The sequence below is a fragment of the Chryseobacterium indologenes genome (assembly GCA_016025055.1).
Lineage (GTDB): Bacteria > Bacteroidota > Bacteroidia > Flavobacteriales > Weeksellaceae > Chryseobacterium > Chryseobacterium indologenes.
In genome coordinates this window covers 73,641-100,301 of sequence record CP065590.1, presented here as the reverse complement: position 1 = coordinate 100,301, position 26,661 = coordinate 73,641, and the positions used below count along the sequence as shown (strand labels likewise).

At 37.6% G+C, this 26,661-nt stretch carries 17 protein-coding genes and 4 pseudogenes; 16 read left to right on the top strand and 5 right to left on the bottom strand.

The genetic code is table 11. The features are described from left to right. Positions 1 to 34 precede the first annotated feature (34 nt). The 4 genes from H3Z85_00405 (at position 35) to H3Z85_00390 (ending at position 4,833) form a co-directional block, all read left to right on the top strand. Positions 35 to 1,426 carry an MFS transporter gene (locus tag H3Z85_00405; protein ID QPQ52025.1) on the top strand — a complete coding sequence of 464 codons (1,392 nt, stop codon included), beginning with the start codon at positions 35 to 37 and terminating at the stop codon, positions 1,424 to 1,426. A gap of 95 nt (positions 1,427 to 1,521) precedes the next feature. Next, a complete protein-coding gene (locus H3Z85_00400) occupies positions 1,522 to 1,749 on the top strand; it encodes a hypothetical protein (GenBank protein QPQ52024.1) in 228 nt (75 codons plus the stop codon). A gap of 30 nt (positions 1,750 to 1,779) precedes the next feature. Next, complete coding sequence (locus H3Z85_00395) at positions 1,780 to 2,331, top strand: DUF2652 domain-containing protein (GenBank protein ID QPQ52023.1); 552 nt, start codon at positions 1,780 to 1,782, stop codon at positions 2,329 to 2,331. Positions 2,332 to 2,670: 339 nt separating this feature from the next. Then, on the top strand, positions 2,671 to 4,833 hold the full coding sequence (locus tag H3Z85_00390) for an outer membrane beta-barrel protein (protein QPQ52022.1): 2,163 nt from the start codon (positions 2,671 to 2,673) through the stop codon (positions 4,831 to 4,833). A gap of 293 nt (positions 4,834 to 5,126) precedes the next feature. On the opposite strand, the pseudogene H3Z85_00385 reads toward H3Z85_00390, so the two are convergent. The 5 genes and pseudogenes from H3Z85_00385 to H3Z85_00365 form a co-directional block, all read right to left on the bottom strand. After that, positions 5,127 to 7,387: pseudogene (locus H3Z85_00385) on the bottom strand (glycoside hydrolase family 3 C-terminal domain-containing protein). A 237-nt stretch (positions 7,388 to 7,624) separates the two neighbouring features. Then, positions 7,625 to 8,431, bottom strand: coding sequence for a methionine ABC transporter substrate-binding lipoprotein MetQ (gene metQ / locus H3Z85_00380; GenBank protein QPQ52021.1), 807 nt, complete (start codon positions 8,429 to 8,431; stop codon positions 7,625 to 7,627). Positions 8,432 to 8,529: 98 nt separating this feature from the next. Beyond that, a complete protein-coding gene (metI, locus tag H3Z85_00375) occupies positions 8,530 to 9,186 on the bottom strand; it encodes a methionine ABC transporter permease MetI (GenBank protein ID QPQ52020.1) in 657 nt (218 codons plus the stop codon). After that, positions 9,179 to 10,206: pseudogene (locus H3Z85_00370) on the bottom strand (ATP-binding cassette domain-containing protein). Before H3Z85_00370 ends, metI begins: the two are co-directional and overlap by 8 nt. Before the next feature lie 17 nt (positions 10,207 to 10,223). Then, on the bottom strand, positions 10,224 to 11,222 hold the full coding sequence (locus tag H3Z85_00365) for an EamA family transporter (GenBank protein ID QPQ52019.1): 999 nt from the start codon (positions 11,220 to 11,222) through the stop codon (positions 10,224 to 10,226). A 559-nt stretch (positions 11,223 to 11,781) separates the two neighbouring features. Here H3Z85_00365 and H3Z85_00360 point away from each other — a divergent pair. The 12 genes and pseudogenes from H3Z85_00360 (at position 11,782) to H3Z85_00305 (ending at position 26,598) form a co-directional block, all read left to right on the top strand. Further along, positions 11,782 to 12,714, top strand: a complete 933-nt coding sequence (locus H3Z85_00360; protein QPQ52018.1) for a ring-cleaving dioxygenase — start codon at positions 11,782 to 11,784, stop codon at positions 12,712 to 12,714. A gap of 116 nt (positions 12,715 to 12,830) precedes the next feature. Continuing rightward, a complete protein-coding gene (locus H3Z85_00355) occupies positions 12,831 to 13,124 on the top strand; it encodes an N-acetyltransferase (protein ID QPQ52017.1) in 294 nt (97 codons plus the stop codon). Between the two features lie 105 nt (positions 13,125 to 13,229). Next, positions 13,230 to 14,183 (top strand): ring-cleaving dioxygenase, encoded by a 954-nt coding sequence (locus H3Z85_00350; GenBank protein QPQ52016.1) that lies wholly within the window; start codon positions 13,230 to 13,232, stop codon positions 14,181 to 14,183. 6 nt (positions 14,184 to 14,189) lie between these two features. Then, the gene (locus H3Z85_00345; GenBank protein ID QPQ52015.1) at positions 14,190 to 14,810 is read left to right on the top strand and encodes a dienelactone hydrolase family protein; all 621 of its coding nucleotides are present in this window, start codon (positions 14,190 to 14,192) and stop codon (positions 14,808 to 14,810) included. A gap of 387 nt (positions 14,811 to 15,197) precedes the next feature. After that, a pseudogene (locus H3Z85_00340) lies at positions 15,198 to 15,544 on the top strand (hypothetical protein). A gap of 60 nt (positions 15,545 to 15,604) precedes the next feature. Then, a complete protein-coding gene (locus H3Z85_00335; GenBank protein ID QPQ52014.1) occupies positions 15,605 to 17,215 on the top strand; it encodes a Na+/H+ antiporter in 1,611 nt (536 codons plus the stop codon). Between the two features lie 428 nt (positions 17,216 to 17,643). Then, a complete protein-coding gene (locus H3Z85_00330) occupies positions 17,644 to 17,955 on the top strand; it encodes a hypothetical protein (protein ID QPQ52013.1) in 312 nt (103 codons plus the stop codon). Positions 17,956 to 17,965: 10 nt separating this feature from the next. After that, a complete protein-coding gene (locus H3Z85_00325) occupies positions 17,966 to 18,550 on the top strand; it encodes a Crp/Fnr family transcriptional regulator (protein ID QPQ52012.1) in 585 nt (194 codons plus the stop codon). Between the two features lie 342 nt (positions 18,551 to 18,892). Beyond that, positions 18,893 to 19,768 carry a pirin family protein gene (locus H3Z85_00320; protein ID QPQ52011.1) on the top strand — a complete coding sequence of 292 codons (876 nt, stop codon included), beginning with the start codon at positions 18,893 to 18,895 and terminating at the stop codon, positions 19,766 to 19,768. 367 nt (positions 19,769 to 20,135) lie between these two features. Then, positions 20,136 to 22,268 (top strand): annotated as a pseudogene (locus H3Z85_00315) (DNA topoisomerase 3). Positions 22,269 to 23,028: 760 nt separating this feature from the next. Next, on the top strand, positions 23,029 to 25,389 hold the full coding sequence (locus tag H3Z85_00310; protein ID QPQ52010.1) for a TonB-dependent receptor plug domain-containing protein: 2,361 nt from the start codon (positions 23,029 to 23,031) through the stop codon (positions 25,387 to 25,389). Between the two features lie 6 nt (positions 25,390 to 25,395). Continuing rightward, positions 25,396 to 26,598 (top strand): hypothetical protein, encoded by a 1,203-nt coding sequence (locus H3Z85_00305; GenBank protein ID QPQ52009.1) that lies wholly within the window; start codon positions 25,396 to 25,398, stop codon positions 26,596 to 26,598. The last annotated feature ends 63 nt before the right edge of the window (positions 26,599 to 26,661 follow it).

Sequence of the window (26,661 nt, the reverse complement as noted above, 5' to 3'; positions counted from 1 at the left end):
CTGTTAATTTTAATTTTGCAGGAAATTTGAATATATGAGTACAAGGAAAAATGTAATATTAATTTTAGCATCGGTAGGAACGTTTGTGGAGGCTTTGGATATTGCCATTATTAATTTAACAATTCCTTCTATTCAGGAGCAGTTTCATATTGGGGCAGAAAAAGTTCAGTGGCTGCAGACCCTTTATGTATTATTTTTCGGTGGCTTTCTGATTATTGGCGGAAAGCTTTCGGATCAGATAGGAAGAAAGAAAATCTTTTTAACAGGTGCTCTTATTTTTATGCTGACGTCACTGGGAGCTGGGCTTTCTCAAAGTTTTGATATGTTAGCTGTATTCCGTGCTTTGCAGGGATTGGGTGCAGCGTTTGTGATGCCGGCAGCTTTATCTATCGTTACGAATACCTTCATGGAAGAGCAGGAAAGAAACCGGGCGATCGGAATTTTTAGCTCTTTTGCTGCCATCGGATCTGGAAGCGGGCTTTCAGTAGGAGGAATCATCAGTACATACCTGAGCTGGCATTGGGTATTTTTAATCAATGTTCCGATCCTTTTAATAACATTAGTGCTGTCTTACTATTATCTGCCGGCAGATGAGAAAAATGAAAACGCGCAGAAAACTGATATTATTTCCGGAATGCTCTTAGTATTGGGGCTTTTAAGCCTGACCTATGGAACTCATGAATTGCTTCACATTAAAGATCATCCATTCCTGGTAGTAGGTTCTCTGTTTACGGCAGTATTGCTTTTAACGATGGTCTTCTATCGGTTAAAGTCTGTTTCTGAACCCTTATTTGATTTAAAATTGTTTAAACACAGATCGCTGGTAGTTTCTAATGCCGCTTTCTTTACGCTGGGAGCATTTTTTATAGGTTTCTTATTCCTTATTTCTTTAATGCTTCAGAAAGATATGGGGTATAGCGCTGCATCTGCAGGTTTGATGCTTGTACCTTTCAGTGTGATTTCGGCTCTGACTGCAAAATTCATTTTGCCGCATGTATCAAAGCGCTTGAGTTCTTCTCAAATGGGAGTTTTAGGTTGGCTCTTTATGCTGATGGGCGGAATATTGTTGCTGACATCGTTGTACACCGGACATCCATTAGCTGTAGTGCTTCTGGGCGCGGCATGTATCTCCGGGATCGGAATGACCTTTTGCTTTACAGCTCTTTCAGTAATGGGAATTCAGGATGTGGAATCTTCCAATTACGGATTGGCATCAAGTTTGAGTTCTACAAGTTACTTCCTTGGCGCTGGAATTGGATTGTCATTCATGACTTTAATGAGTCAGGTCTTTCCTTCAGAATTTGCAGTAGGCAGCCTTAATCTTATCATTCTGATTGGCTATGCTCTTTTAGCACTGGGAATGTTAATTTATTTTATCGTAACAAGCTTAAAAGTGAAACAAACAAAAATGGCTGTTTCATCATAAGCGGCCTTAAAATTACACAAACTATATGACGAAAGAATCGGTGCTTAGGTGTCGGTTCTTTTTTATATTTTTATCCCTTCTACACTACTTTTATCATGAAAATACAAATTATCAGTGATCTTCACCGGGAGTTTGGGCAAACGGAATTATGCTTTGATCATTCTGATGCAGTTGTTTTTACGGGAGATATGAACCTGGGAATAAATGGTGTTGAATGGATTAAAACTAAAATACCCAACAAACCGGTAACCTATGTACTGCGCTCTATCGCTCTGTTGGCGGAGGATGCCAATAAAGTAAAACTGAACCTGCTTCGTCTGTAATGATGCAGCAGGTTTTTAATCCATACTATTATGAAGACAAATATATCGGAGGGCATCATTCTTATTCCGGATTTCAGCGGATTCACAGAGTTTGTGTTCAATACAAAATTGTATACTGGTGAGTATATTGTAAGAGAATTGCTCTCTACATTGATTGATGTGAACGATACCTATTTTGATATTTCGGAAATTGAAGGGGATGCTATTTTGTTTTATCGTTATGATGAACAGCCATCTTATCATAATATTTCAGTGATGCTTCGGAAAATGAGGGATGCTTTCAATAATAAAATTGAAGAATTAAGCAAAAGCCTGAGTACTACCATTGATTTATCACTGAAATTTATTGTGCATTACGGAACATTTTCTCAGTATAACATCGGAAACTTCAGAAAATTATATGGAAAAACCATAGTGGAAGCTCATCAGCTCCTGAAAAACGAAGTGGCGGAACATCCTTCGTATGCATTATACACCCATTCTTTTCTTGAGAACAGTAAAAAGCATGATATTGATGATCATGAAGGTGAAGTTCACCAGGAAGAGGTGGGCATGATTCACTATTTTGAAAATATAAACTAGTATATTTTTTAATCCTTGTAAATTTGCTATTGCTACGTGCCCGGGGGAGATCCGGGCATTTTTGTTGATTGATAAAAAATTAAGTTAAAACATTCACTTATGTCTATAGTTTTATTAAATTAATAAAAAAATGCCATTTTTTGATAATTTAACATGAAGACAATTTATTGTTATTTGTTTTGTTGCGTTATTGTTGTGGTTTTCATTTTATTATTGATTTATTCTTAAGTAATAGGAGCGTTATATAGTTGAAAATTAAATATTTATTTCATTTTTTTTAATTTTCCATGTAACAAATACTGAGCGATAATGGTCTTATAGAATAAACTATAATCTCACATGAAAATAATTTTATTTCCAATCGCGGTATTAATGGGCACCTTTACTTTTGCCCAGACCAAGACTGTGAATGATACTGTAAAGGCAGAAGCGAAAGAAATTGAAGGTGTTACACTTGTTGCAAGAAAGCCGACCGTAGAATCCAAGGTAGACAGAACTGTTTTTAACGTGTCAAACAGCTCGATCTTAGCTGGAAACACAACCTGGGATGTGCTCAGAATGACCCCGCTGGTAAGTATTGATAATAATGACGATGTAAAAGCTGAAGGACAAACTGTTACAGTTTACATCAATGACAGGAAATCAGTTTTTACAGGGAAAGAATTAAAAGAATATCTTAAAACCATTCCGGCCGATAACCTGATGAAAATTGAAGTTATCACCAGCCCTTCTTCCCGCTACGAAACCTCCGGATCTGTTATTAATATTGTTCTTAAAAAGAGAGATGACGAAGGAATAAAGGGAAGTATTTCCTTAAATAACAGACAGAGTACCAAAAATTCTCAATACACCAATTTTAATCTGAACTATCATAAGAAGAAGTTTACCCAGACCTTTATAGGAAGCTATAATAATGGCGATTATGTTCAAAAGAATGAAATTTTAAACACCCGCTACGAAAATAACAGGGTTTCCCAACTAAGCCTGGAATCTGAAATGAGAAATGAAAGTCCGTCTCTTTCTTCAACTTCAGAGTTTGAAATTAATGATAAGAATAATGTGGGACTTGTTCTTGAATATTTCCAGAACCGGAACCTGTCTTTCGGTGAATCCAGTGGAACAGATTCTATGAATGGAGTCTTGACTGATTCTTTTCATCAGACACAGAATACCTGGGGGTTTAGCCGGACCCTGGGAACCAATTTGTTCTATAAATACTACGATAAAGAAAAAAGCAAAATCTTAGATATTAACGTAGGAACAAACTATACCGGAAATGACAACGACAACCTGATCAATAAAGTCGGAGCTAAGACTCAGGAACTTGGCGTTATCAGTAATAATCAAATGCGGAATTATTACCTGAAGGTGGATTACACCCAGCCATTTGGAAAGACAGGAGGAACTTTCGAGGTCGGAGGTAAAATAGAAGCTAACAATCATGTGATTCCGAACAGTCTTTATGGGGCGAGCATCAGTGATTCCCAATCAGAATATTTTAATCTTCCTAGAAATGATAAGTTTCACTACGAAGATAATATCGGTTCCCTTTATGCCAATTATAGCAAAACATTTTTCAAAAAATTAGAGGCCAGGGTAGGATTAAGATATGAATATATTGATCTCAAAGTACGTCAGGAGGTGGCTGGTACAGAAAGAAGAGATTCCTACGGAACTTTTCTTCCTAATGTGCTGCTAAAATATTCTTTCTCAGATAAATATGACGTAAGCTTTACGTACAACAGAAGTATCTGGAGACCCTGGTACTCAGAATTTAACCCTTTTCTGGTACCTGATATCAACGGAACCTATTCCAGAGGGAATTTGTATTTGAATCCCAATCCCAATGACCGGCTTTATCTGAAATTTGGAATTTTAAAGAAATACTTTATCTCTGCAAGATATATGTACACGAACCAGGATTACTGGACAACTTATGTTACTGAAAACGGAAGAACGGTATCATTACCGGGGAATTTCGATGGAAAGGTCCAGAAATATTACCTTTTTGCCAATACCAATCAGAATTTCCTGAAAAACAAACTGAATGTTAATGTTGGATTTGGTTGGTACTATATTAATAACAAGGATTTTAATGAGAAAAACCAATTGGGTGGTAAAAATTATATCAGCTATTGGGGCGGTTCTCTTAACGCTTCTTATACCAACCTTTTTAACAAGAATATCAATATAAGTGCGTGGATGGAAATTGCCAATCAGAATAACGGAAATTCATACGCCAATAATACCAATGTGTTTCACAATATTTCAGTAACTAAAATTTTCCCTAAAACACAAATGGAGCTCAGTATGCAGTTGATGAATATCTTTAAAAGACCGTATGCCGATAATACAACGTATAGCCCGGACGGAACCTTCAGAGAATATTCGAAATGGGACTGGTACGGAGTATCCCTGACGTTTGTAAAACGTTTCGGAAACCAAAAAGTAAAAGAAAATACCAAAACGGATGTAGAGAAAAATTCCGGGGGTGCTAAATAAAATTATTTTGTTAAATGTGAGCGGATCTTCTTCGGAAGTCCGCTTTTTTGTATTAATAGAAAAACTTTGCATATCAATTTATCTACCGCAGGTTACACAGGTTCTGCAGATGGAAACAAGATCTGATCAATTTGCGAAATCCACTAGAGGGAATATATCAGATAGAATAAAACATATAAGCACCAACAAAAAACAGATCCCCAAGCAGGAACCTGTTTTATCTTTATAAGGAAACCAAGAGATAGGGAACGCCTCATATAAATTTTCAACTTTCAACTCTCGATTTTCAACTTTTATTGTAGTGTAAACTTCAGTTTCGTCTTGATGGCATCAGAAGAATTACCGATCTGTGCTTCAAAATCTCCCGGCTCAGCGACCCAGTCGTGTTTTTGAGGATCAAAATAACTTAATGCCGTTTTATCTATAGTAAAAGAGACATCCTTCTGTTCACCCGGATTTAAATATACCTTTTCAAAACCTTTTAGTTCCTTTGCAGGACGGGGAACAGATGATTTTAAGTCACTGATGTACAGCTGAGCGACTTCAGCTCCTGCTTTTTTACCTGTATTTTTAACGGTTACCGTAAAAGTGATCGTGTCATTCTGTGACATTTTTGTCTTATCTGCTTTAGCTTTTCCAAATTCAAAACTAGTATAGCTTAAACCATGACCGAAACTGAATAAAGGTTTAATATTCTTTGTATCGTGCCAGCGGTAACCTACAAAGATTCCTTCATTGTATGTAATATTGATCGGGTTTTTCTGGTCTTTTCCTTTTCCTGCAGCCAACTCATCCTTTTGCCCGGGATATTCTCCAAGCTGATGCGCTGAATTATCTTCGAGCTTAACCGGGAAAGTAAACGGCAGCTTCCCTGAAGGATTGGAATCACCGGCTAAAACAGAAGCTATAGAATTTCCTGCTTCCGATCCAAGATACCAGGCCTGAACGATGGTTGGAACTTCTTTGATCCAGGGCATTGCCACTGCATTTCCTGAAACCAATATCACAGCCAGGTTTTTGTTTGCTTTTGCCAAAGCAGAAATAAGATGATCCTGATTATAAGGCAGTCCATAGCTTTTTCTGTCGTTTCCTTCACTGTCCTGAAAGTCCGCTTTGTTTAATCCGCCTACAAAAATGACATAGTCTGATTTTTTGGCTAATTCTACTGCTTCGTTCAGCAGTTCAGTTTCAGAACGGGAATCTTTCAGATCCTGTCCGGATTTTACTCCGTTATATTCACCGCCGATGTCTCCTACATACCCTCTTGCATATTGCACATCTGCCTGTTTTCCAAACCGGGATTTGATTCCGTCTAAGGGAAGAGTTTCATATTTTACTTTTAATGAAGAAGAACCTCCTCCGACTGTCATAATTTTGATAGCATTTTCTCCGATGACGGCTATCTTTTTAGCTTTTGAAATATCGATAGGGAGAACATTCCTGTCGTTTTTTAATAAAACTATCCCTTCAGCTCCGATTTCTTTAGCAACTGCTTTATGTTCTTCAGAAGCAATATTTCCGAAAGGCTTATTTCGGTTCATGGTTGTTTTATAGGCCAGACGAAGGAGTCTCGTTACTTTGTCATCAAGTTCTTTAGTACCCACTTTTCCTGATTTGATAAGGTCTAAGTAAGGTTTAGCCAGATAATAATTATCATAGGCATTTTTAGTTCCCGCAGAAAGTCCGTTGGTCCAGGAGCCGAATTCCAGATCGAGCCCGTTGTGAATGGCCTGTTCGGTATTGTTTACGGCACCCCAGTCGGAAACGACTACACCTTTATATTTCCATTCCTTTTTCAGAATATCATTTAAAAGGTACTTATTCTGGCTGGCATACTGACCTTTGTACATGTCATATGCCCCCATGATCGTCCATGAATCTCCTTCTGTAACCGCTGCTTTGAAAGGAGGAAGATAAATTTCGTAAAGAGCTCTGTCGTCAACGTTCACATTACTGGTATGGCGGAACATTTCCTGATTGTTCAATGCAAAATGTTTTACAGAAGTTGCTACCCCGTTAGACTGTACCCCTTGGATGTAAGGAACCACCATTTTTGAAGTCAGATAAGGATCTTCACCCATGTATTCAAAATTTCGTCCATTGAGGGGAGTTCTGTAAATGTTGACGCCCGGTCCGAGAAGAATATCTTTTTTCTATAACGTGCCTCTTCGCCTAAAGCTTTACCATAGTTCCATGACATCTTTTTGTTCCAGGTTGCTGATAATGCTGTAAGGGCAGGATAGGCGATGATGGAGTCATTGGTCCATCCCGCTTGATCCCATTCGTCCCACATTACTTCCGGGCGTACTCCGTGTGGTCCGTCGGTTGTCCAGAATTCAGGGATTCCTAATCTTGGCACTCCCGGTGAGCTGAACTTGGACTGTGCATGAAGCATAGCAACTTTTTCTTCCAAAGTCATTCTGGAAAGTGCGTCCTGAATACGTTGTTCCACAGGTTTTGATTCATCTAAATAAACGGGTAGAGTAGTGTTCTGAGCCATATAAGAAACAGAAATAAGGGTGAATAAACTTACGATGGCGGTCTTCTTTAACATAATGCCTTTTTATTTTGATTAAAAACAAAAGTAAAGAAAATTTTCTTTATTATCTCAAATTGAGAAAATAAAAATAAATTAGTAAAAAAACTGCCTCCAAATGGATGAGCAGTTTTATATCGAAATGGTGAAACGGGAAAGGTAAAGAATTATTTTATATCAAATACTATTGATGGATAAGTTGGTTGGCTATCAGGTAAAGAAGATTCACTTTAAAACCCTCAAACTCTCCACCTACTACCATCCTTTCACCGCACCTCCTTTGAAAATTTCTTTTGCTTTCTTTTCCACTTCATCGGATTCATACGCTTTGACGAAGTTTTTTACCTTCTGGCTGTTTTTGTTGTCCTGTCTTGCAACAACTACATTCACATAAGGAGAATCTTTATCTTCTTTAATGATACCTTGTTTTTCGGAATCCAGACCGGCCTGTGCCGCAAAATTATTATTGATGATTCCTACCACAACATCCCTGTCGTCCAGCACTCTTGGAATCTGAGCACCCTCAATTTCCATGATATTAAGTTGCTTTGGATTTTCTGTAATATCGGTAACTTTAGGAAGAAGACCAACGCCGTCTTTCAGTTTTAATAAACCATTTTTCTGTAAGAGAAGCAAGGAACGCCCGCCGTTGGTAGGGTCATTAGGAATCACAATCGTACTTCCGTTCTGCAGTTGGCTGATGTTGCTGATCTTTTTTGAATACGCAATAATAGGATAGACAAAAGTATTACCCACAACCGCCAGGTTATACCCTCTCTGCTTGGATTGTTCCGTTAAATAAGGAACATGCTGGAAAGCATTGGCATCAATATCACCGTTGGTCAGGGCTTCATTCGGAACTACATAATCATTGAAAGGGATAAGTTCCACTTCCAGATTATATTTTTCTTTCGCTACTTTTTTGGCGACTTCAGCAATTTCCTGCTCTGGTCCATAGGTTATTCCCACTCTGATAAAGTTGGGGTCATCTTTCCTTCCCGAACAAGCAGTAAAGAGAAGAACTCCGGCAGCCAGTAATCCTAAGATTTTTATTTTTTTCATTCTTTTTTATTTATTATTAAGCAAAGAGGCAAAGAAATTGAAAAAGTAAATTTTAAATGTACACTAAGACTCTTAAACTCTCCAACTCAACTCTCCAACTATCTGTGGTCAAAATGCTTTGAAAATCGGTCTCCTGCAAACTGGATAATGAATACCAGCAGCACAAGCAATATCAGGACGGTGTTCATAATCACAATATCATAGCCGATATATCCGTACTGGTATCCCACCTGGCCTAAACCTCCTGCACCTACAGCACCTCCCATCGCAGAATATCCGACAAGGGTAATTAACGTAATGGTTGCATTATTGATTAAGGAAGGTAATGCTTCGGGAAGCAATACTTTTCTGATAATTTGAAAAGGTGAAGCGCCTAGAGCTCTTGCTGTTTCTATCAATCCGTGAGGAACTTCGAGTAAACTGTTTTCTACCAGTCTTGCAATAAATGGTGCAGCCCCCACACTTAAAGGAACCAAAGCGGCATTCACTCCGATGGAAGTTCCTGCCAGAATCCTGGTAAAAGGAATCATCCAAACAATTAAGATAATAAAAGGAATGGCCCGGAAAATATTCACTACTATGGACAATATTCTGTGATACAGTGCATTTTCCAATAGTTGCCCTTTTCTTGTTAAAAATAAAAAAATTCCGACCGGAAGTCCTAAAACAAATCCAAAAAAGCCGGATACAAATGTCATGTAAACCGTTTCCCAGGTTCCTTTTGCCAAAAGGGCAATTACCGCATCACTAAGCATATCCTTTTACTGTATTTTGAATTTTGTTCTGATTAAAATAAGAGATGGCCTGTTGGTTGGCTTCCTCTTCTCCCTGAAGCTGAAGCAACAGTTTTCCGACATTTGAATTTCCGAAGTATTCCACATCAGCTTTCAAAAGTTTGTAAGGGATTTTATGTTGGTTGTATAATGCTGAAAGAATCTGTTCAACACTAAAATTTTCATTGAGTTCGATTTCGACCAGCGGAAATAAACCTTCCTTCGGTTCTTTCTGTAGTCTGCTGTTGAATTCCTGTGGCAGGGTCATGACATCTGAATTTATAAATTGTCGGATTACCGGATTTTCTCTGTCCGAAATAATCTCACTTAAAGTTCCTTTTTTTAATAACTTTCCGTGGTCTATCACGGCAACGTGGTTGCAAACCGCTTTGATAACCTCCATTTCATGGGTAATTAAAAGAATGGTAATACCCAGTCGCTCATTGATATCCTTCAAAAGCTGTAAAATAGATTGTGTGGTCACCGGATCAAGGGCGCTGGTAGCTTCATCACAAAGCAGAAGATGCGGATCATTTGCCAATGCTCTTGCAATTGCTACTCTCTGTTTCTGGCCCCCGAAAGACTTTTTGGGTAATCATGGGCTTTATTTTCAAGGCCTACGATTTTCAGGAGTTCATATACTTTTTTACTGATTTGCTCTTTACTAAGGTGATCCAGCTCCAAAGGAAGCGCTACATTATCAAAAACCGTTCTCGAAGAAAGAAGATTGAAGTGCTGAAAGATCATTCCGATTTTTTTACGCTCTTCAGCCAGCTGCTTTGAGCTTAATCTGGTAAAATCTTTTCCATTAATGATAATCTGTCCTTCATCCGGTCTTTCCAAAAGATTTACCGTACGGATCAGGGTACTCTTTCCGGCACCGGAAAACCCTATAATTCCTACAATATCTCCTTTTTCTATATTGAGACTCACCTGATCCAGCGCTTTAAACGACTGTTTCTTCTGGTGAAAAGTTTTTGAAATGTTTTTAATTTCTATCATTCTGATATTTTATACTATTAAATAGGCTGGTATCGCTTATTTGTCCTATTAAAAAATCTTCTTACTCTTCTTAATTTAACTTTTGACCGTTTTGAAAGTTTAAAGTACTTGGTGACATTCGTCAACAGTACTCCCAGCAATATAGTGGCCAAACCATACAACTGGCTTCCATTGATGCTCTGGTTGGCAACAATCCAGCCTGCAATCACGGTTACAATAGGATTGATGTAGGTATGGGTGCTTACAAGGGCTGCGGGTTTCACGGACAAGAGCCAAATGTACGACAAATAAGCGACTATTGATCCAAAGAAAATCAAAAACAGAACACCAAACCATGCCGGCAAAGGAACTGCAGAAACCGAAAAATGCGTCCATTCTCCTCTGATAAAAGCAATCAGAAAGGCTGCTACCCCCGCTACAATTAATTGTTGGGCAATATTCATGAATGTAGAATGAGAGGCCGGATTTTTTTTCGAATATAAAGAACCCAGCACCCACGCAATAGAACTCAGCCCTAAGACTATAAATGCTGTAATTCTAAGATTTCCGTCAACCATAGCATGGGCTGCATTGGAATGTACACTTCCTTTTAAGAAGAATACCAATCCTACAAACCCGATGGCCAGCCCTATCGGAATAAATTTGTCTGAAAAATAATATTTCCAGTTTTTTCTGTCGATGGCAATGAACCAAAAAGGACCTGTCGCAATAGAAATGGCAGCTTCAGAAGCTGTTACATATTGTTCTCCCCAGGCTACCAGACCTGTTCCTCCTGTAAGAATAAGCACTCCGGTGATGGCATTTTTCTTCCAGTTGGTCAGAGAATTTGCTCTTTCTCCTTTTGAAAGGAGATATCCGATCATCAGAATTCCTGCTACGAGAAATCTCAATCCCGAAAGAATGAATGGCGGAAAACCTTTTAAGCCAAATGAAATAGCTAAAAACGTAATTCCCCATATTACATAAATGTTTGTAAACGCCAATGGAACCAGCCATTTGTTTTTAGAATTGCTCATTTTTATTTTTTTAATGTTGTTGTGTTTCGTGTTTTTTTAACAAAAAAGGCCCTACAACTTGGTAGGGCCTTTAAAAATATGTCATATAAAAAGTAAGGTCACCCACAGTATTCATGATGCATAGGCATACACGTAGCCATCATCATTTTTTTGATGCTATGTTTCTTTATTGAATTATTATTTAATTCTGCCGTCATTTTATTTTTTTTCCTGAATACGGTGCAAATATATAATATAATTTTTATTAGTCCACTAAAAAAGTAGGGAATTTAAATATTAATTTATCGTTAATGAATTTAATGTATTGATTTTCAATTTATAATTTGTATTTTTATTTTGAGTATTTTGCTATAATAAGTCTTTTTTTATGTTTTTTAATTCAATGGTTATTGAATTGAAGCTCAAATGTCTTTGTTGAAAAGGTAAAATAAGTCCGATTTTTTAAGAATTGTGTAAAGTCGGATCAAGGCAACTTCTTTTAGCTAACTTTAATGATTTATTAAACTAGTTAAATGTCCGGGACTTCAATACGTTGTAATTTAGCATTAAAATTAAAGACATGGACAACAGAATATTGGGTCTGCATCATATTACAGCAATAGCGGACAATGCAAAAAGAAATTTAGATTTTTATACTCAGGTATTAGGGGTAAGACTGGTGAAAAAAACAGTCAACTTTGATGATCCGGGAACCTATCACTTTTACTTTGGAAATGAAACAGGAACTCCGGGAACTATTCTTACTTTCTTCCCATGGGAAGGAATTGGGCAGGGAACTAACGGAAGCGGTATGGCTACTCATATTGGATATGCCGTACCAAAAGGAAGCCTTGCATTCTGGAAAAATCGTTTGGAAAGTGTACAGATAAAAGTGGAAGAAGCAGAGATTTTTGGCGAAAAACTGATTTCCTTTAGAGATCCTGATGGCCTTCAGCTACAATTGATAGAACCATCCGGTGATGACAGCAGAAAAGTATGGACAACAGATGATATCAAAGACGGGCAGGCTTTAAAAGGCTTTCATAATGTCACTTTAACATTGAGAGATGCAGATCCCACAATGAAAGTATTAACCGACATTCTTGGATATGATCTTCAAAAGCAGGAAGGAGAAAGATACAGATTGGCGACAGATGCTATCGATACGGCCAATCTGATCGATATCATTGAAAACGACAAAATTCCGGCCGGAAGAAATGCAGCGGGAACCAATCACCATATTGCTTTCAGAGTAAAAGATGACAATATACTGATGGAATATCGTGAAAAAGTATTATCTGCAGGCTTAAGTATCACCCCGAAAATCAACAGAGACTATTTTTACTCACTGTATTTCCGTGAACCGGGAGGTGTATTATTTGAAATTGCTACTGATAATCCGGGATTTACTGTGGATGAACCTTTGGAAGAACTTGGTAGCCACCTTAAACTTCCTGCACAGTATGAAGGAATGCGCAATAAAATTGAAGGAGTACTACCGAACTTATCATAGATCATTCACAAGATCTGATAAAGAGACTACATTTGAATAATAATTTTTAACGCAAAGTTTTTAAAATGCTTTACGTTAAAAACAACATCAACAGATAACTCCAAATAAAAAATAAAATGGAAAGAACAGAAATTGTATTAGAAGGAAGAAGAGGAGAGATTCAACTTTTCTCAGATGATCATAAAGCAGGGAAAATGGATATTTCAGTAATCGGGAATAAACTTACTGTGTACCATACCGAAGTGAATCCCGAATATGAAGGAAAAGGTTTTGCTAAAATTTTACTAGAAAGGCTGGTTTCCTACGCAAGGGAAAATGACCTGAAAATTGTACCGTTGTGCCCTTACGTTCACGCACAATTCAAGCGTCATCCGGAAGAATACAATGATGTCTGGATGAAGGGAGAGTAGAGATATGCTAGAGGATAGGAGAGTTTGAGAAAATGAGTGTTTTGAGCAATTTTGCCTCTTACCTTCTTTGTCTGTCACAGTAACCAATTAATAACAATCAACACAATGAAACTTATCACAGGGCTGCATCACGTTACGGCTATCACCGGCAATGCACAGGAAAATATAGATTTTTACACAGCAGTATTGGGACTTCGTTTGGTAAAGAAAACTGTTAATTTTGATTATTCAGAAGTATACCATTTTTATTTCGGGGATGAATTCGGAACTCCGGGAACCATCATGACTACCTTTCCTTACGGTAAAGATCTTATCAATGGAAGACATGGAAAAGGAATGCTGAATACAACGGCCTTCTCAGTTTCAATAGATGCTCTGGATTATTGGATGAATCGTCTGGATCAGTTTAATGTTCATTACAAACAGCCTCAGCAAAGATTGTCAGATGAAGTATTTATTTATCTCGAAGATTTTGACGGATTAGGTCTTGAGCTTGTTTTTAACAATAAAGATGAGAGAAAAGGATATTTCAACGGATATATTCCTAAAGATTACAGTCTTAAAGGAATTCATCATGTGGAAATCTGGCTTGATTCGTACGAAAGAAGTGCAGCGCTTTTGACAACCCGGATGGATCATAAAGTAATCAGTGAAACACCTGACAGACTTCGATTGGGAACTGAAAATCTTCCGGGAAAATATGTTGATTTACTAAGCACTCCAAATGCATTGAAAGGACTTGCAGGAAGAGGTACGGTGCATCATGTGGCTTTTGCAACTCCGGATGCCGCTACACAACTTGAGATGGTAGAAAGATTAAACGCTTACGGACTGGAGCATACCGAAGTAAAAGACCGTAAATATTTTACCTCAGTATACTTTAAAGAACCGGGAGGAGTATTATTTGAAATTGCGACTTCAGGCCCGGGATTCGATGCAGATGAAGAGCTGGCATTTCTTGGTGAAGATCTGCAGCTGCCTCAACAGTTTGAAGAGCAAAGGCAACATTTACTTGAAGTTCTTCCGAAAATAAATTATCCAACAGAAAAATTCAGATAAAATACAATGAGTCACACGTTAAATATAAAAACAGCAGGAATACCTTTGAAACAGGCTGAAAAAGCCTTGATTATGATTCATGGAAGAGGAGGAAGTGCCCAGGATATTCTGAGTCTTTCCCAGCATTTGAATGTGAAGGATTACGCTTTATTAGCTCCACAGGCTTTGAATCATACCTGGTATCCTTTATCATTTATGGCCCCGGTAGATCAAAATGAACCCTGGTTGTCTTCAGCACTTGAAATGGTGGGAGAGACTGTAAAAGCTGCTCTGGATGCGGGAATTAAACCGGAAAATATGTATTTTTTCGGATTCTCCCAAGGCGCTTGTCTTACCTTGGAATTCTTAGCCCGGAATGCCCGGAGATTTGGCGGAGCGACGGCAATTATCGGTGGCGTCATCGGTGATAAAATTAATCGTGAAAATTACAAAGGTGACTTTGCAGGAACTCCTGTTTTCCTTGGAACCAGTAACCCGGATTTTCATGTTCCGGTAGAAAGAGTATATGCAACAGCCAATATCTTCAGGGAAATGAATGCCGATGTTACTGAAAAAGTATATGCGAATTTTGGACATTCGATCAATCAGGAGGAAATGGAACTGGCCAATACAATTATATTTAAATAAATAATTTGAACCACCGAAGATTTATAAACACTTAAGTTTAAAAATCGAAGATTTTTTTGAAAATATAGTATTATTAGAAAAAGGTTTATGGCCACTAATACATGAATACAATGCGTTCGTGCATTAGTGGCAAAAAATCTTAATACAATCTCTACGTAAACCTGTGTTATCTGTGGGAAATATAAAACCCCAAAAGTCACAAAAGCTTTTAGAACATGTAAGTTATTTAAGTTACAAGCTTTACGCATATGAGTACACAAAAGTCTTGACAATCTCTGATTTTTTTCTAAAGTGAACTTAAGTGTTTAAAATGACATCTGCTTCATCTGCTCCATATGCAAGAACAAGGACTTGGTTAATGTAAAAATTTTTTTAATTTGATAAACAATGAAGATTACACGCATTTACAGTGATGAAAACGGAGATTCTTATTTTGAAGATATTTATATTCCTCTTGTTGATCAGGGAGAAATAGGATTCCTTTCTGATGCCGTTGACGTTAAAAAATTACAGTTCAGAAAAGTGTCTGCAGACTACGATTATGACTTTCACTGTGCTCCTCAAAAGCAATATATTGTTCTTTTGGATGGCGGAGTGGAAATAAAAACCTCACTAGGGAAAAAAGACAATTCCAGACAGGAGAAATCCTTCTGGTAGAAGATACCGCCGGCAAAGGACATAAAACAAAAAACCTTCAAAAAAAGGAACGATTGTCACTGTTTATTTATATGTAAAAGATAAAACACTAACCCATCATTTCCAACTTTCAACTCTCAATTTTCAACTAAAAAACTATGCACGAAAATTTCCTTCTCATCCTTGGACTTCTTTTAATTGTCATGCTGCTGGTAATGCTGGCACAAAAGATCAAAATTGCCTATCCTATCTTTCTCGTATTGGCCGGATTGGGCATCAGTTTTATTCCGGGAGTTCCTGTTCTTAAACTGGATCCAGATATCATATTCCTGATTTTTTTACCGCCATTGCTCTATGAAGCCGCCTGGTATACCTCATGGAATGATTTCTGGAAATGGAAACGTCCTATAAGTTTACTGGCTTTCGGGTTGGTGTTTTTAACATCCCTGGTTGTGGCATATGCTTCCCAGGCGCTGATTCCCGGTTTTACGCTGGCTTTAGGTTTTTTGTTGGGAGGTATCGTTTCACCACCGGATGCTGTAGCAGCGACTACCGTATTAAAAGGCTTGAAGGTACCAAAACGTACCATCGCCATTTTAGAAGGAGAAAGCCTTATCAATGATGCTTCATCACTGATTGTTTTCAGATTTGCCCTGGCTGCAGTAATGACAGGAATATTTTCTATGCAGGAGGCGACGGGACAATTTTTTCTGGTAGCAGGAATGGGAATTGTGGTAGGGATTTTAGGAGCTCATATTTTCTATGCTATTCACCGGTTTTTACCCACGACTCCGGCTATTGATGCCGCTCTTACCGTAATGACACCTTATATTTTATTTTTATCAGCGGAACATTTTCATTTTTCAGGCGTAATGGCAGTAGTAAGCGGTGGATTGTTTATGTCTTTCCGGGCTCATGAAATGTTTAAAACCGGAACTACAAGAATCAATATGACAGGAGTCTGGAATACCCTCATTTTTGTGATGAATGCTTTGGTTTTCGTCTTAATAGGTCTGGAACTTCCTGATATTGTGAACGGATTAGGCGAAATCTCCGTAGTGAAAGGAATTGAATATGGACTGATCATCAGTTGTATCGTTATTATTGTTCGTCTGTTATGGATTTATCCGGTAGCTCATATTCCAAGATGGCTGAGCGAAAAAGCACGCCGTGATCCGAGCCCGGGATGGAAAAATCCTTTAATCATTGGCTGGGCAGGCATGAGAGGAGTCGTGTCGCTGGCAACAGCCTTGTCAATTCCGGTGATGATGAATTCACAGGCAGAATTTCCGATGCGAAATTTAATTATATTTATCACTTTTGTCGTAATTTTTGTAACCTTGGTTTTTCAGGGATTAACATTGCCTCTGATTATTAAACTAACTAAAATCGGAGAAATTGATCACATCCTCCCATCTCATGAGCAGCAGGCGGGAATTCAGATGAGACTGGACAAACTGGCGGTTGATAAGCTGAACCATGAGTATAAAGAAAGCTTAGATACCAATAGTCTGGTAGGAAATCTTAAAAAGATGCTGGAAAATGACATTCATCTTCATCAGAATCATTTAGCATCAATAGAAATGTGTACCAACAGGCAGAATGATATGAAAGAATACCATCAGATCATGCTCGATATTTTTGCCTTACAAAGAAAAGAATTGTTCATAATGAAACGCGAAAAACAGTACAGCGATGATGAGATCCGAAAAGCAGAATCCCAGCTCGACCTGAATGAATTGAAAATAACTGGAAATAAACATCTTTAAAAGTTGAAAATTGAGAGTTGAAAATTGAAAATGAATCCAGGTGAGGAGTTGAATTTCTTGTCATCTTTAAGCAACTTAATTCTAAAACCAGCAATATAAAGTTGAAAATTGAGAGTTGAAAATTGAAAATGAATCCAGGTGAGGAGTTGAATTTCTTGTCATCTTTAAGCAACTTAATTCTAAAACCAGCAATATAAAGTTGAAAATTGAGAGTTGAAAATTGAAAATGAATCTAGGTGAGAAGTTGAACTTCTTATCATCTTTAAGCAACTTAATTCTAAAAACAGCAATATAAAGTTGAAAATTGAGAGTTGAAAATTGAAAATGAATCCAGGTGAGGAGTTGAATTTCTTGTCATCTTTAAGCAACTTAATTCTACATACACTCAACCGGGAACTGACATCTAACAATCAATACCTAGCAATCTTATGAGTATACTACATTTTTTAGTAATCGGAAAAAATCAGGAAATACTTGATGTTTTAAAAAGAGTAATCGAGAATAATGAAGGCTGGACTGCCGATGTGCAGACCGATGAAAATTTCTGCTATGAATACATCCGACAAAACAAGGTAGATATTGTCCTGTTAAGCTCTGGTTTAGAGGATGAATTTGAGAAGGAAATTAAAATATTCTGTAACGGTTTAGATAAAGAAGTTAAAGTTATCGACCATTATGGAGGAGGAAGTGGGCTTCTGAAGAATGAAGTTTACAGTCTTTTTCCTAATTTGCGGGAGTAAACTTAATTTTATGTTTGAAAATATCATCAGAAACATCAGCAGATTCATCACCATTACCTCTGAAGAAGAAAAATTTTTTACTGACTTATTAGTATGTCAGTCATTTCCTAAGAAGACCATTTTATTAAGAGAAGGGGAGATCTGCCAGTTTGAGGGATATATTCATAAAGGATGTGTCAGAATGTATTGTCTGGATGATAACGGTTCAGAAGTGACTCTTCTGTTTGCTATCGAAGACTGGTGGATAAGCGATATAGCATCTTTTCAGGAACAAAAGCCATCAAATGTATTCATTGAAACTTTGGAAGACACAGAAATTTATATGCTGAATCCGACTACCAAAGAAAAACTCTTACATGAGATTCCAAAATTTGAAAGAGTTTTCAGGATGCTTGTACAGAGAAATCTTGCTACCGTTCAGAAGCGTTTGGTTAATACCATTTCCCGATCGGCGTCAGACCGCTATCTTGAATTTATTAAAGTCTATCCTTCTATTCCACAAAGGGTAGCACAATATTACATCGCTTCTTATCTTGGTGTTTCCAAAGAATTTGTAAGTACCATCAGGAAAAGACTTGCTTCCAAAGAAAAATAATTTTTTCCCGGATGATATGCGTTTTCACAGACTTTTTGTGTAAAGATTTTCTTTGGAGTACCTCTGCGTTATCAGCAAAATCTGCGTGAGAAATAACATAGTTATAAAAATCTGCAAAATTAATTTTATCGGATAAAATCCTTACGCCTTTATAAGTGCTTAGTAGAAGATCATTAGAGCTTTAGTGTTTTCCATCCCATTCCGATCAAAAATACACCAATCGGCAACAAAAATATATCCGATATTTTTTTCCCCACAGTCATTTATTAAACTAGTTAAATGCACAACGTTTTCGGTATCTCTACATTTGTCATATCAAAATCAAACAAATAATAACTTGATATGGACAGAAAAGATTTTTTAAAAAAGGGTTTATTGGGAACAGGAATGTTTGTAGCATCAGCTTCCCTGGCAAGTGCGATGAAAAATGAAATCGACGAGATTGAACCTTTAGAACCGATCGGATACAATCATTTACCGAACACAGAATCAAAGATTAAGGAAAATTCTGTCCTTCATAAGGCCGATTCGAGAGGGAAGGCAGACCACGGATGGTTAGTAAGCAATCATACTTTCAGTTTTGCCAACTATTATAATCCTGACAGAATGCACTTCGGGGTGCTGAGAGTCCTGAACAATGATAAAGTGGAAGCGGGAAGAGGTTTCGGAACCCATCCTCATGATAATATGGAAATCATCAGTATTCCCCTGGAAGGAGATCTTGAACATAAAGACAGCATGGGGAATACGGCTATTATTAAGAGTGGAGATATTCAGGTGATGAGTGCGGGAACAGGAATTATGCATAGTGAATTTAATAAAAACAGTGACCAGCTGGTGAAATTCCTTCAAATCTGGGTGTATCCGAACAAAAGAAATGTCAGTCCGAGATATGACCAGATTACTTTAGACAAAAGCAAAAGACAAAATCAATTTCAACAAATTCTTTCCCCTAATGCCAATGATGAAGGGGTCTGGATTCATCAGGATGCGTGGTTTCACCTTGGAACTTTTGATAAAGATATAGAAACTCCTTACAGCATTAAGAAAAAAGGAAACGGAGTGTATGTGTTCATGATTAAGGGAAGTGCGGAAATCGGAGGTCAGATTGTTGAAGAAAGAGATGGCTTCGGAGTTTGGGATATCAAAGACTTACATATAAAAGCAAAACAGGAAAACACTGAAATTCTTCTCATGGAAGTTCCTATGACAATGTAAATAATTTCAGAAGTAAAGAAATAATGAACCGGTTTCATTAATATTGTTGATTGAGCCTCCTTTTCATAGGGGGCTTTTGATTTTTAAAAAATAAATTATAAATAAAGTGACAAGGATCAATCTGTAATATTACTGCTCGCTTAAAAAGAATCAATGAAAATGATTCTACTATTGTTTCCCTAAAAATAAACATAACCTTATAGACCTTTGCGTTTAATTATTTTGCTACAGCATACATCATGAATGTAAATAGGTAGAAAACAGAACCTAATTACGTTCGTTTTCAAGTTTCACCCGTACAAAATCATCTCAATTTGAAAAGTCAAAAAAATCCCGATTTTTGCAATCTTTCAATAAACCCGAGTTCATGAAATTATGTATTGCCGAAAAACCAAGTGTTGCCAGAGATATTGCTAAAGTCTTGGGCGCTACCACGCCTAAACAAGGCTATATGGAAGGGAACGGCTATTGCGTGACATGGACGTTCGGGCACCTTTGTACGCTGAAAGAACCTCACGATTACGGTCCTCAGTTTAAATCCTGGAATTTATTTTCACTGCCGATCATTCCCAACAGTTTTGGTATCAAGCTGATCCCGAATAAAGGCGTTGAAAATCAGTTTAAAGTAATTGAAAAATTGGTCGAAGAATGTGATGAGGTCATCAACTGCGGGGATGCCGGGCAGGAGGGAGAATTGATCCAGCGTTGGGTCTTGCAGAAAGCAAAATGCAACAAACCTATCCAGCGTTTATGGATTTCTTCATTAACGGAAGAAGCCATTAAAGAGGGTTTTGCCACTTTAAAACCCGCTGATGATTACAAAAATCTTTACCTGGCAGGAAATGCAAGAGCGATTGGAGACTGGCTGTTGGGAATCAATGCAACACGTCTTTTTACCAAGAAATTCGGAGGAAATAAAGCCGTTCTTTCGATTGGAAGAGTGCAGACGCCTACATTGGCTATGCTTGTTCAGCGCCAGAAAGAAATCGACGCTTTTACCACAGAAGAATATTGGGAATTGAAAACAAAATACCGTGACGTTATTTTTAATGCCGCAATTGATCGTTTAAAAACCCTTGAACGTGCCGAAAAAGGACTTGAATATCTTAAAGTAAACCCTTTTGAAATCGTTTCTTTTGAAATTAAAGAAGGAAAAGAAAAAAAATCCGCGACTTTTTGACCTTACCGGTCTTCAGGTGGAGGCCAACAAAAAATATGGATATTCTGCCGAGAATACATTAAATTATATTCAAAGTCTTTACGAAAAGAAACATGTGACCTATCCACGTGTTGATACTACCTATCTATCCGAAAGTTTATACCCGAAAATAGGAGGTATTCTTCAGAAAATGTATCCTTATCAGGAATTGATCGCCCCTTTACTGGAGGCTCCGATTCCAAAATCAAAAGCTGTTTTTGATGATTCAAAAGTAACCGATCACCACGCCATCATTCCTACAGAAGTACCGCCTTCTCAAAATCTGAGCAGGGAGGAAAAACTGATTTATGACCTGATTGCCAAACGATTTATTGCCGTATTCTATCCGGAATGTAAAATTTCCAATACTTTGGTAGAAGGAAAAGTAGGAACAATTCCTTTCAAAACCAGCGGAAGACAGGTTCTGGAACCGGGATGGAGGACGGTATACGCCAAAGAGCCCAAAGAAGAATCTACGGATAAGGACAAAGAAAAGGAGAAAGAGGAAGAACAGACCATTCCCGAATTTGTGGTGGGAGAAACCGGACCTCATGATCCGATGATTCACCAGGGGAAAACCACTCCTCCGAAACCTTACACGGAAGCGACTTTGCTGAGAGCAATGGAAACTGCCGGAAAGCAGGTAGAAGACGAAGAGCTGCGTGAGATGTTGAAAAACAACGGTATCGGAAGGCCATCTACCCGTGCCAACATTATAGAAACTCTTTTCAAAAGGAAGTACATCGAAAAAAAACGGAAAAATCTTATTGCTACCCAAACCGGAATTCAGCTGATCGATACTATCGAGGACGAACTGTTAAAAAGCCCGGAACTGACCGGTGAATGGGAATCAAAACTTCGTAAAATTGAGAAAGGCGAGTATGAAGCCAACCTTTTCAAAGAAGAATTGATTCAGATGGTGACTGAACTGACTGATAAAGTAGTCTACGGAAAAGGAAAAGTAATTACCCTTCAGGAAGAAGTAAAAGAAGAGGTGAAAGAAAAGAAAAAAGAGAGCCTGCTCAGAAAAAAGAACTTCAGTCCTGGGCAGAAACAAAATGTCCGAAGTGTAAAGAACACAATCTGATTAAAGGAAAAACGGCCGTAGGCTGCTCCGATTTCAAAAATTGCGGTTTTAAAATTAGCTTTGAAATCTTCGGTAAAAAATTAACGGATAAGCAATTGATGGACCTTGTATTGAAAGGCAAAAGCTCAAAACTGAAAGGATTCAGCACACACCCGGAAAGTATAGCAGAAGGTGTTCTGACGCTTGGTGATGACTTCCAGGTACAGCTTAGCTGATGACCTCAAGGCAATTGTTTTATCCCCAAAAGCCACAGAAAAGCTCTTAAACATTCCTTTTTTGAAAGTCAAAAACTAAAATATAGAGAAGATCACTTAAGCTTAAAAATGAAGACTTTTTCTTGGAGCTGCCCTTCTAACCTTATTTCCCACTAATGCACGAATGCTTTTCATTATGTATGAAACCCTGTGCAAATCCTTGAAATATGTGGGAAATTAAACCACAAAAGTCATAAAAGTTTTTTAAACACTTAAATTATTTTAAGTGACAAGCTTTACGCATAAAAAGTGCACTAAAGTTTTTGAAAATCTCCGATTTTCTGTAAAGTGAACTTACTAATTTTTCAGTATCATTATAAACTTTCTGAAGTGAAGTAAAGTGCTATAAAAAGTCTGTTCAATCCTCATACACTATAGAGAATAAAATCTGTCTCCTACAAAAATGTAGTCAGCTCAACAATAAGTATTACCTGAGTTGATAAATGGTGAAACTTGTTTGTTTTTATTAATAATTCTTTAAAAAACTGAAAAATCCAATTGATGAGGCTTGATCGATCGGATGATATTTTTCATGTTCAATAGATAAGCTATTGTAATTTTTTAAATGCTTGTAGATGAACCTGAGCACTTTAAAGCGTTTGACTTAAGACATATGATGAAAAATATTAATTATAATTAGAATAATTAAAAATAATTAAGCCATTTTCTTTGATCATTCATAAGAACCCTTTAATTTTGCTATCTATAATAATTATAAATAATGAAATTATATCAACGTATTTTTATTTTTCTCATTTTTACGCTATCCATTTCTCTCATTACTGCACAGGATAATGATTTTCTGATTCAGGGGATTGTGCAGAACCACGCAAAACAGGGAGTAAAAGGAGTTGCTGTTTTTGTCGAAAATACAAAAATAAAAACGCAAACTGATCAAAACGGAAATTTTAAAATCAGTTACAAAAAAGGAGAAGCAACCGTGGTGTTCAGTCTGGATGGCTATAAAAAAGTCAGAAAGAAAATGAACTTTGGTAGCGAAAGCCCAGACGTGATTATCCAGTTAACAGAAGATCAATCAGTCGTAAAAGAAGTTATCGTACATGGAAAAAGTAAGGTGAAGACACTGCAGGATGGAGCTTTTACTGTTAATGCCATAGACGTAGCTAAGTTGGCCAATACTACTGCTGATCTTAATCAGGTTCTGAACAGAACCACAGGGATTAAAGTTCGCCAGCAAGGTGGTATAGGCTCTGATTACAACTTCTCTATCAACGGAATGTCCGGCAAAGCGGTAAAATTCTTTATCGATGGTGTGCCTCTGGAAATGCTTGGAAAAGGGGTAGACCTGAGTACATTGCCTGTAAATATGGCTGAGCGTGTGGAGATTTATAAAGGGGTCGTTCCTATCCATCTAAGTACGGATGCCATGGGAGGTGCGGTAAATATTATTACTCCCGGAAGCAGCAAAAATTATCTGGATGCAGGGATCAGTTTAGGGTCTTTTAATACGCAGCGTATCAACCTGAACGGACAGTTTAAAGATGATAAAACAGGACTTATCCTGCGCGTCAACAGTTTTTACAACCACTCGGATAATAATTATCTGATGAAGGATATGAAAATTTGGAATTCTGCTAAAAACGAGTATGAACTAAGAAATCTTAAACGTTTTAATGACCGGTATCAATCTGTTTTTGGCATGGCCGAACTTGGTATTGAAAACAAAAGCTGGGCAGATTCTTTTTTTATAGGGGCTTCACAATCAGTGTTTAACAAACAGATACAGACCGGTTCCAACCAGGATGTAGTATATGGTGGGGTAAAACAAAGCGGAGAAGCTCAGAATTACTTGATGAAGTACAAAAAAGCCAATCTCTTTAATGACCACCTGGACGTGAATCTTTATGTCGGTTTTTCCAGAAGTGTCCAGAAAGCAACCGATACTCTTATGCGTAAATACAGCTGGGATGGTACTTTTGAACCTTCTGCCACCAGTGAAAAAGGAGCTCGAAGTATCATCATGCAGCATGAAGACCGCCTCTATTCACAGCTAGGGGCTACGTACAAAATCATTGACCATCATAAGCTTATATTTAATTATGTTCTCGATTATCTTAAAAATACTACATTCAATAAACTGGAAGAGGAAAAAGATGATGTAGTTCCGGCAAAGATGACTAAACAGATCTTATCTATGGCTTATCAACAGGACTTTTTTAATAAACACTGGACCAATATTTTCTTTGCTAAATATTACAAGGTAGGACTTCAGAAGATGGTTTTCGATCAGGTAACCAGAACTGATAATCCTGTAAAAGATAATTTCAGTAGCTGGGGATATGGCTTTGCCACTACCGTGAAAATTTCCAGAAACCTTGGTCTGAAAGGATCATTTGAACGTTCTTACCGCTTGGTAGAACCGCAGGAAATCTTCGGGGATGGCGTTGCAGTAACCAGTAACATGAATCTGAAACCTGAAACAAGCAATAATATAAATGTTGGTTTTTACTACAACCATCATTGGGGACAACATGCTTTTCGCATTGAAGGTGCCGGATACATCCGTGATACAAAGGACTTTATTTTTACCGTTCCTAATTTGTATAACAGTACTTTCAAATATGAAAACCTATCCAATATCTTTACCCGTGGGCTGGAGGGAGAGGTGAGTTACCAGTACAAAAGGCTCCTGAATGTGTTAATGAATGTGAGCTACAATAAAGCTTATGACAATACAAAATTTGCCAACAATAGCGAAGATGTAATCTCGGCAACTTACAAAAAAGATGTTCCTAACCAACCCTGGCTATTTGGAAATGTGAATGTAAGCATTGGTAAAGACGACTGGTTTCAGAAAGATAGCCGCGTAGAGCTATATTATGGACTTCAAATGACTGAGTGGTTTTATAAAAACTGGAAAACCTATGGAAACCCAAGAAATATTCCGATCATTCCGAGACAGACCCTCCACAATATAGGAATAAGTTATTCAATGAAGAATGGAAGGTATAATCTCGCATTCGACGTAACTAATCTTACCGACGCTCTGGCATATGATAATTTTAAACTTCAGAAGCAAGGACGCGCTTTCTATGTAAAATTCAGATATCTATTTAAGTAAATGACTATGACACAATATTTCAGAAACAGTATATTTCTAGTACTCACATGTCTAATCATTGTGAGCTGTGAAAGGGAGCCGGGGTACGGCGACTCAGGAAGTGGTGAAAAAGATTATAAATATTTTCTTCTTTCCGCTTTAGGAAGCTGGCCTAATACTGTTCATTATATGACGGCCACTAACGACCTTTCAAAAGGCGAAATGGATATTACCAAAGAAGGGGATGAAATTAATTCTAAAGGAACCTACTCCTACATTGTAAAAAATGGGTTTATTTATAATTATAAAACCGATCAGGGAATTTTCAAAAAGTTTAAATATACTCAAGACAGGCTGACTACTGTTAAAGAAGTTCCTTTTACCTATATCAGTGATATTTCCAGTTATGTATGGATAGATGACAATACTTTGGTATTGATTGGAGAAACAGGAGATGGTCAGCATATCCGTTATACGGTTTTCAATGGATCCGATCTTAGCATTATCCGTCAGGGAGAAATAGAAGGATTCGAACCTTTCCCCAATGCTTATAATTTCTATACAGTAGGCGCTGTGACCTATATGGACGGAGATATTTATTTGCAGTACAGCTTCCGCAACGGGAAGTGGCTTACTCCCGAATATTACAATTTCGCAGTAATAGATTATAAAACATTTAAAGTAAAGCACTCCGCAGGTGATAACCGCAGCTCGGGTGTGGCTAATGGTTCTCCTTATTTTAAAACTGCTTTCAGAAAAGATAACGAAGCTTTTTATTATGCGTGTTTTCCGCGTGTGGGAGCCGGAACTAGTAAAATTAGTCTCCTCAGAGTTTTGAAAGGAGCTACCTCACCGGATCCGGGATATCAGATCAATCTTACTGATATGGTAGGAAACAAAACGCTGGAAACGATGATCGATTACATCGGTAATAACAAGATGGTGGTTTTATATCGTGACCCTGCATTAGGAAACAGCTATAATGGTCGTTATGCTATTATAGATATTGAAACCAGACAATTGGTTAGAGTATTGGAAGAGTTGCCTGGTGATGAACCTTACGAACAAGGGGCTTTTGTTCAGAATAAAAAGCTGTACATTGCCTTAAATGCCAGCAAGGGAGGAAACTATGTGTGGATATATGATCTGCAAACGGATAAGATTACCAAAGGAATGAAGCTTCCTGATAATATTTCCGGTTTTGCCCGCTTTGAAAAGTTCTATGATTAATCAGTGTATTCACTTCATAAAAAGCTGTTCTCAAATTTTGAGAACAGCTTTTTTTATCTACTT

Bases quoted from the DNA above. Each gene is read 5' to 3' on its own strand.
- H3Z85_00405 (QPQ52025.1), top strand. From the start codon at position 35: ATGAGTACAAGGAAAAATGTAATATTAATTTTAGCATCGGTAGGAACG.
- H3Z85_00400 (QPQ52024.1), top strand. From the start codon at position 1,522: ATGAAAATACAAATTATCAGTGATCTTCACCGGGAGTTTGGGCAAACG.
- H3Z85_00395 (QPQ52023.1), top strand. From the start codon at position 1,780: ATGAAGACAAATATATCGGAGGGCATCATTCTTATTCCGGATTTCAGC.
- H3Z85_00390 (QPQ52022.1), top strand. From the start codon at position 2,671: ATGAAAATAATTTTATTTCCAATCGCGGTATTAATGGGCACCTTTACT.
- metQ (QPQ52021.1), bottom strand. From the start codon at position 8,431: ATGAAAAAAATAAAAATCTTAGGATTACTGGCTGCCGGAGTTCTTCTC.
- metI (QPQ52020.1), bottom strand. From the start codon at position 9,186: ATGCTTAGTGATGCGGTAATTGCCCTTTTGGCAAAAGGAACCTGGGAA.
- H3Z85_00365 (QPQ52019.1), bottom strand. From the start codon at position 11,222: ATGAGCAATTCTAAAAACAAATGGCTGGTTCCATTGGCGTTTACAAAC.
- H3Z85_00360 (QPQ52018.1), top strand. From the start codon at position 11,782: ATGGACAACAGAATATTGGGTCTGCATCATATTACAGCAATAGCGGAC.
- H3Z85_00355 (QPQ52017.1), top strand. From the start codon at position 12,831: ATGGAAAGAACAGAAATTGTATTAGAAGGAAGAAGAGGAGAGATTCAA.
- H3Z85_00350 (QPQ52016.1), top strand. From the start codon at position 13,230: ATGAAACTTATCACAGGGCTGCATCACGTTACGGCTATCACCGGCAAT.
- H3Z85_00345 (QPQ52015.1), top strand. From the start codon at position 14,190: ATGAGTCACACGTTAAATATAAAAACAGCAGGAATACCTTTGAAACAG.
- H3Z85_00335 (QPQ52014.1), top strand. From the start codon at position 15,605: ATGCACGAAAATTTCCTTCTCATCCTTGGACTTCTTTTAATTGTCATG.
- H3Z85_00330 (QPQ52013.1), top strand. From the start codon at position 17,644: ATGAGTATACTACATTTTTTAGTAATCGGAAAAAATCAGGAAATACTT.
- H3Z85_00325 (QPQ52012.1), top strand. From the start codon at position 17,966: ATGTTTGAAAATATCATCAGAAACATCAGCAGATTCATCACCATTACC.
- H3Z85_00320 (QPQ52011.1), top strand. From the start codon at position 18,893: ATGGACAGAAAAGATTTTTTAAAAAAGGGTTTATTGGGAACAGGAATG.
- H3Z85_00310 (QPQ52010.1), top strand. From the start codon at position 23,029: ATGAAATTATATCAACGTATTTTTATTTTTCTCATTTTTACGCTATCC.
- H3Z85_00305 (QPQ52009.1), top strand. From the start codon at position 25,396: ATGACACAATATTTCAGAAACAGTATATTTCTAGTACTCACATGTCTA.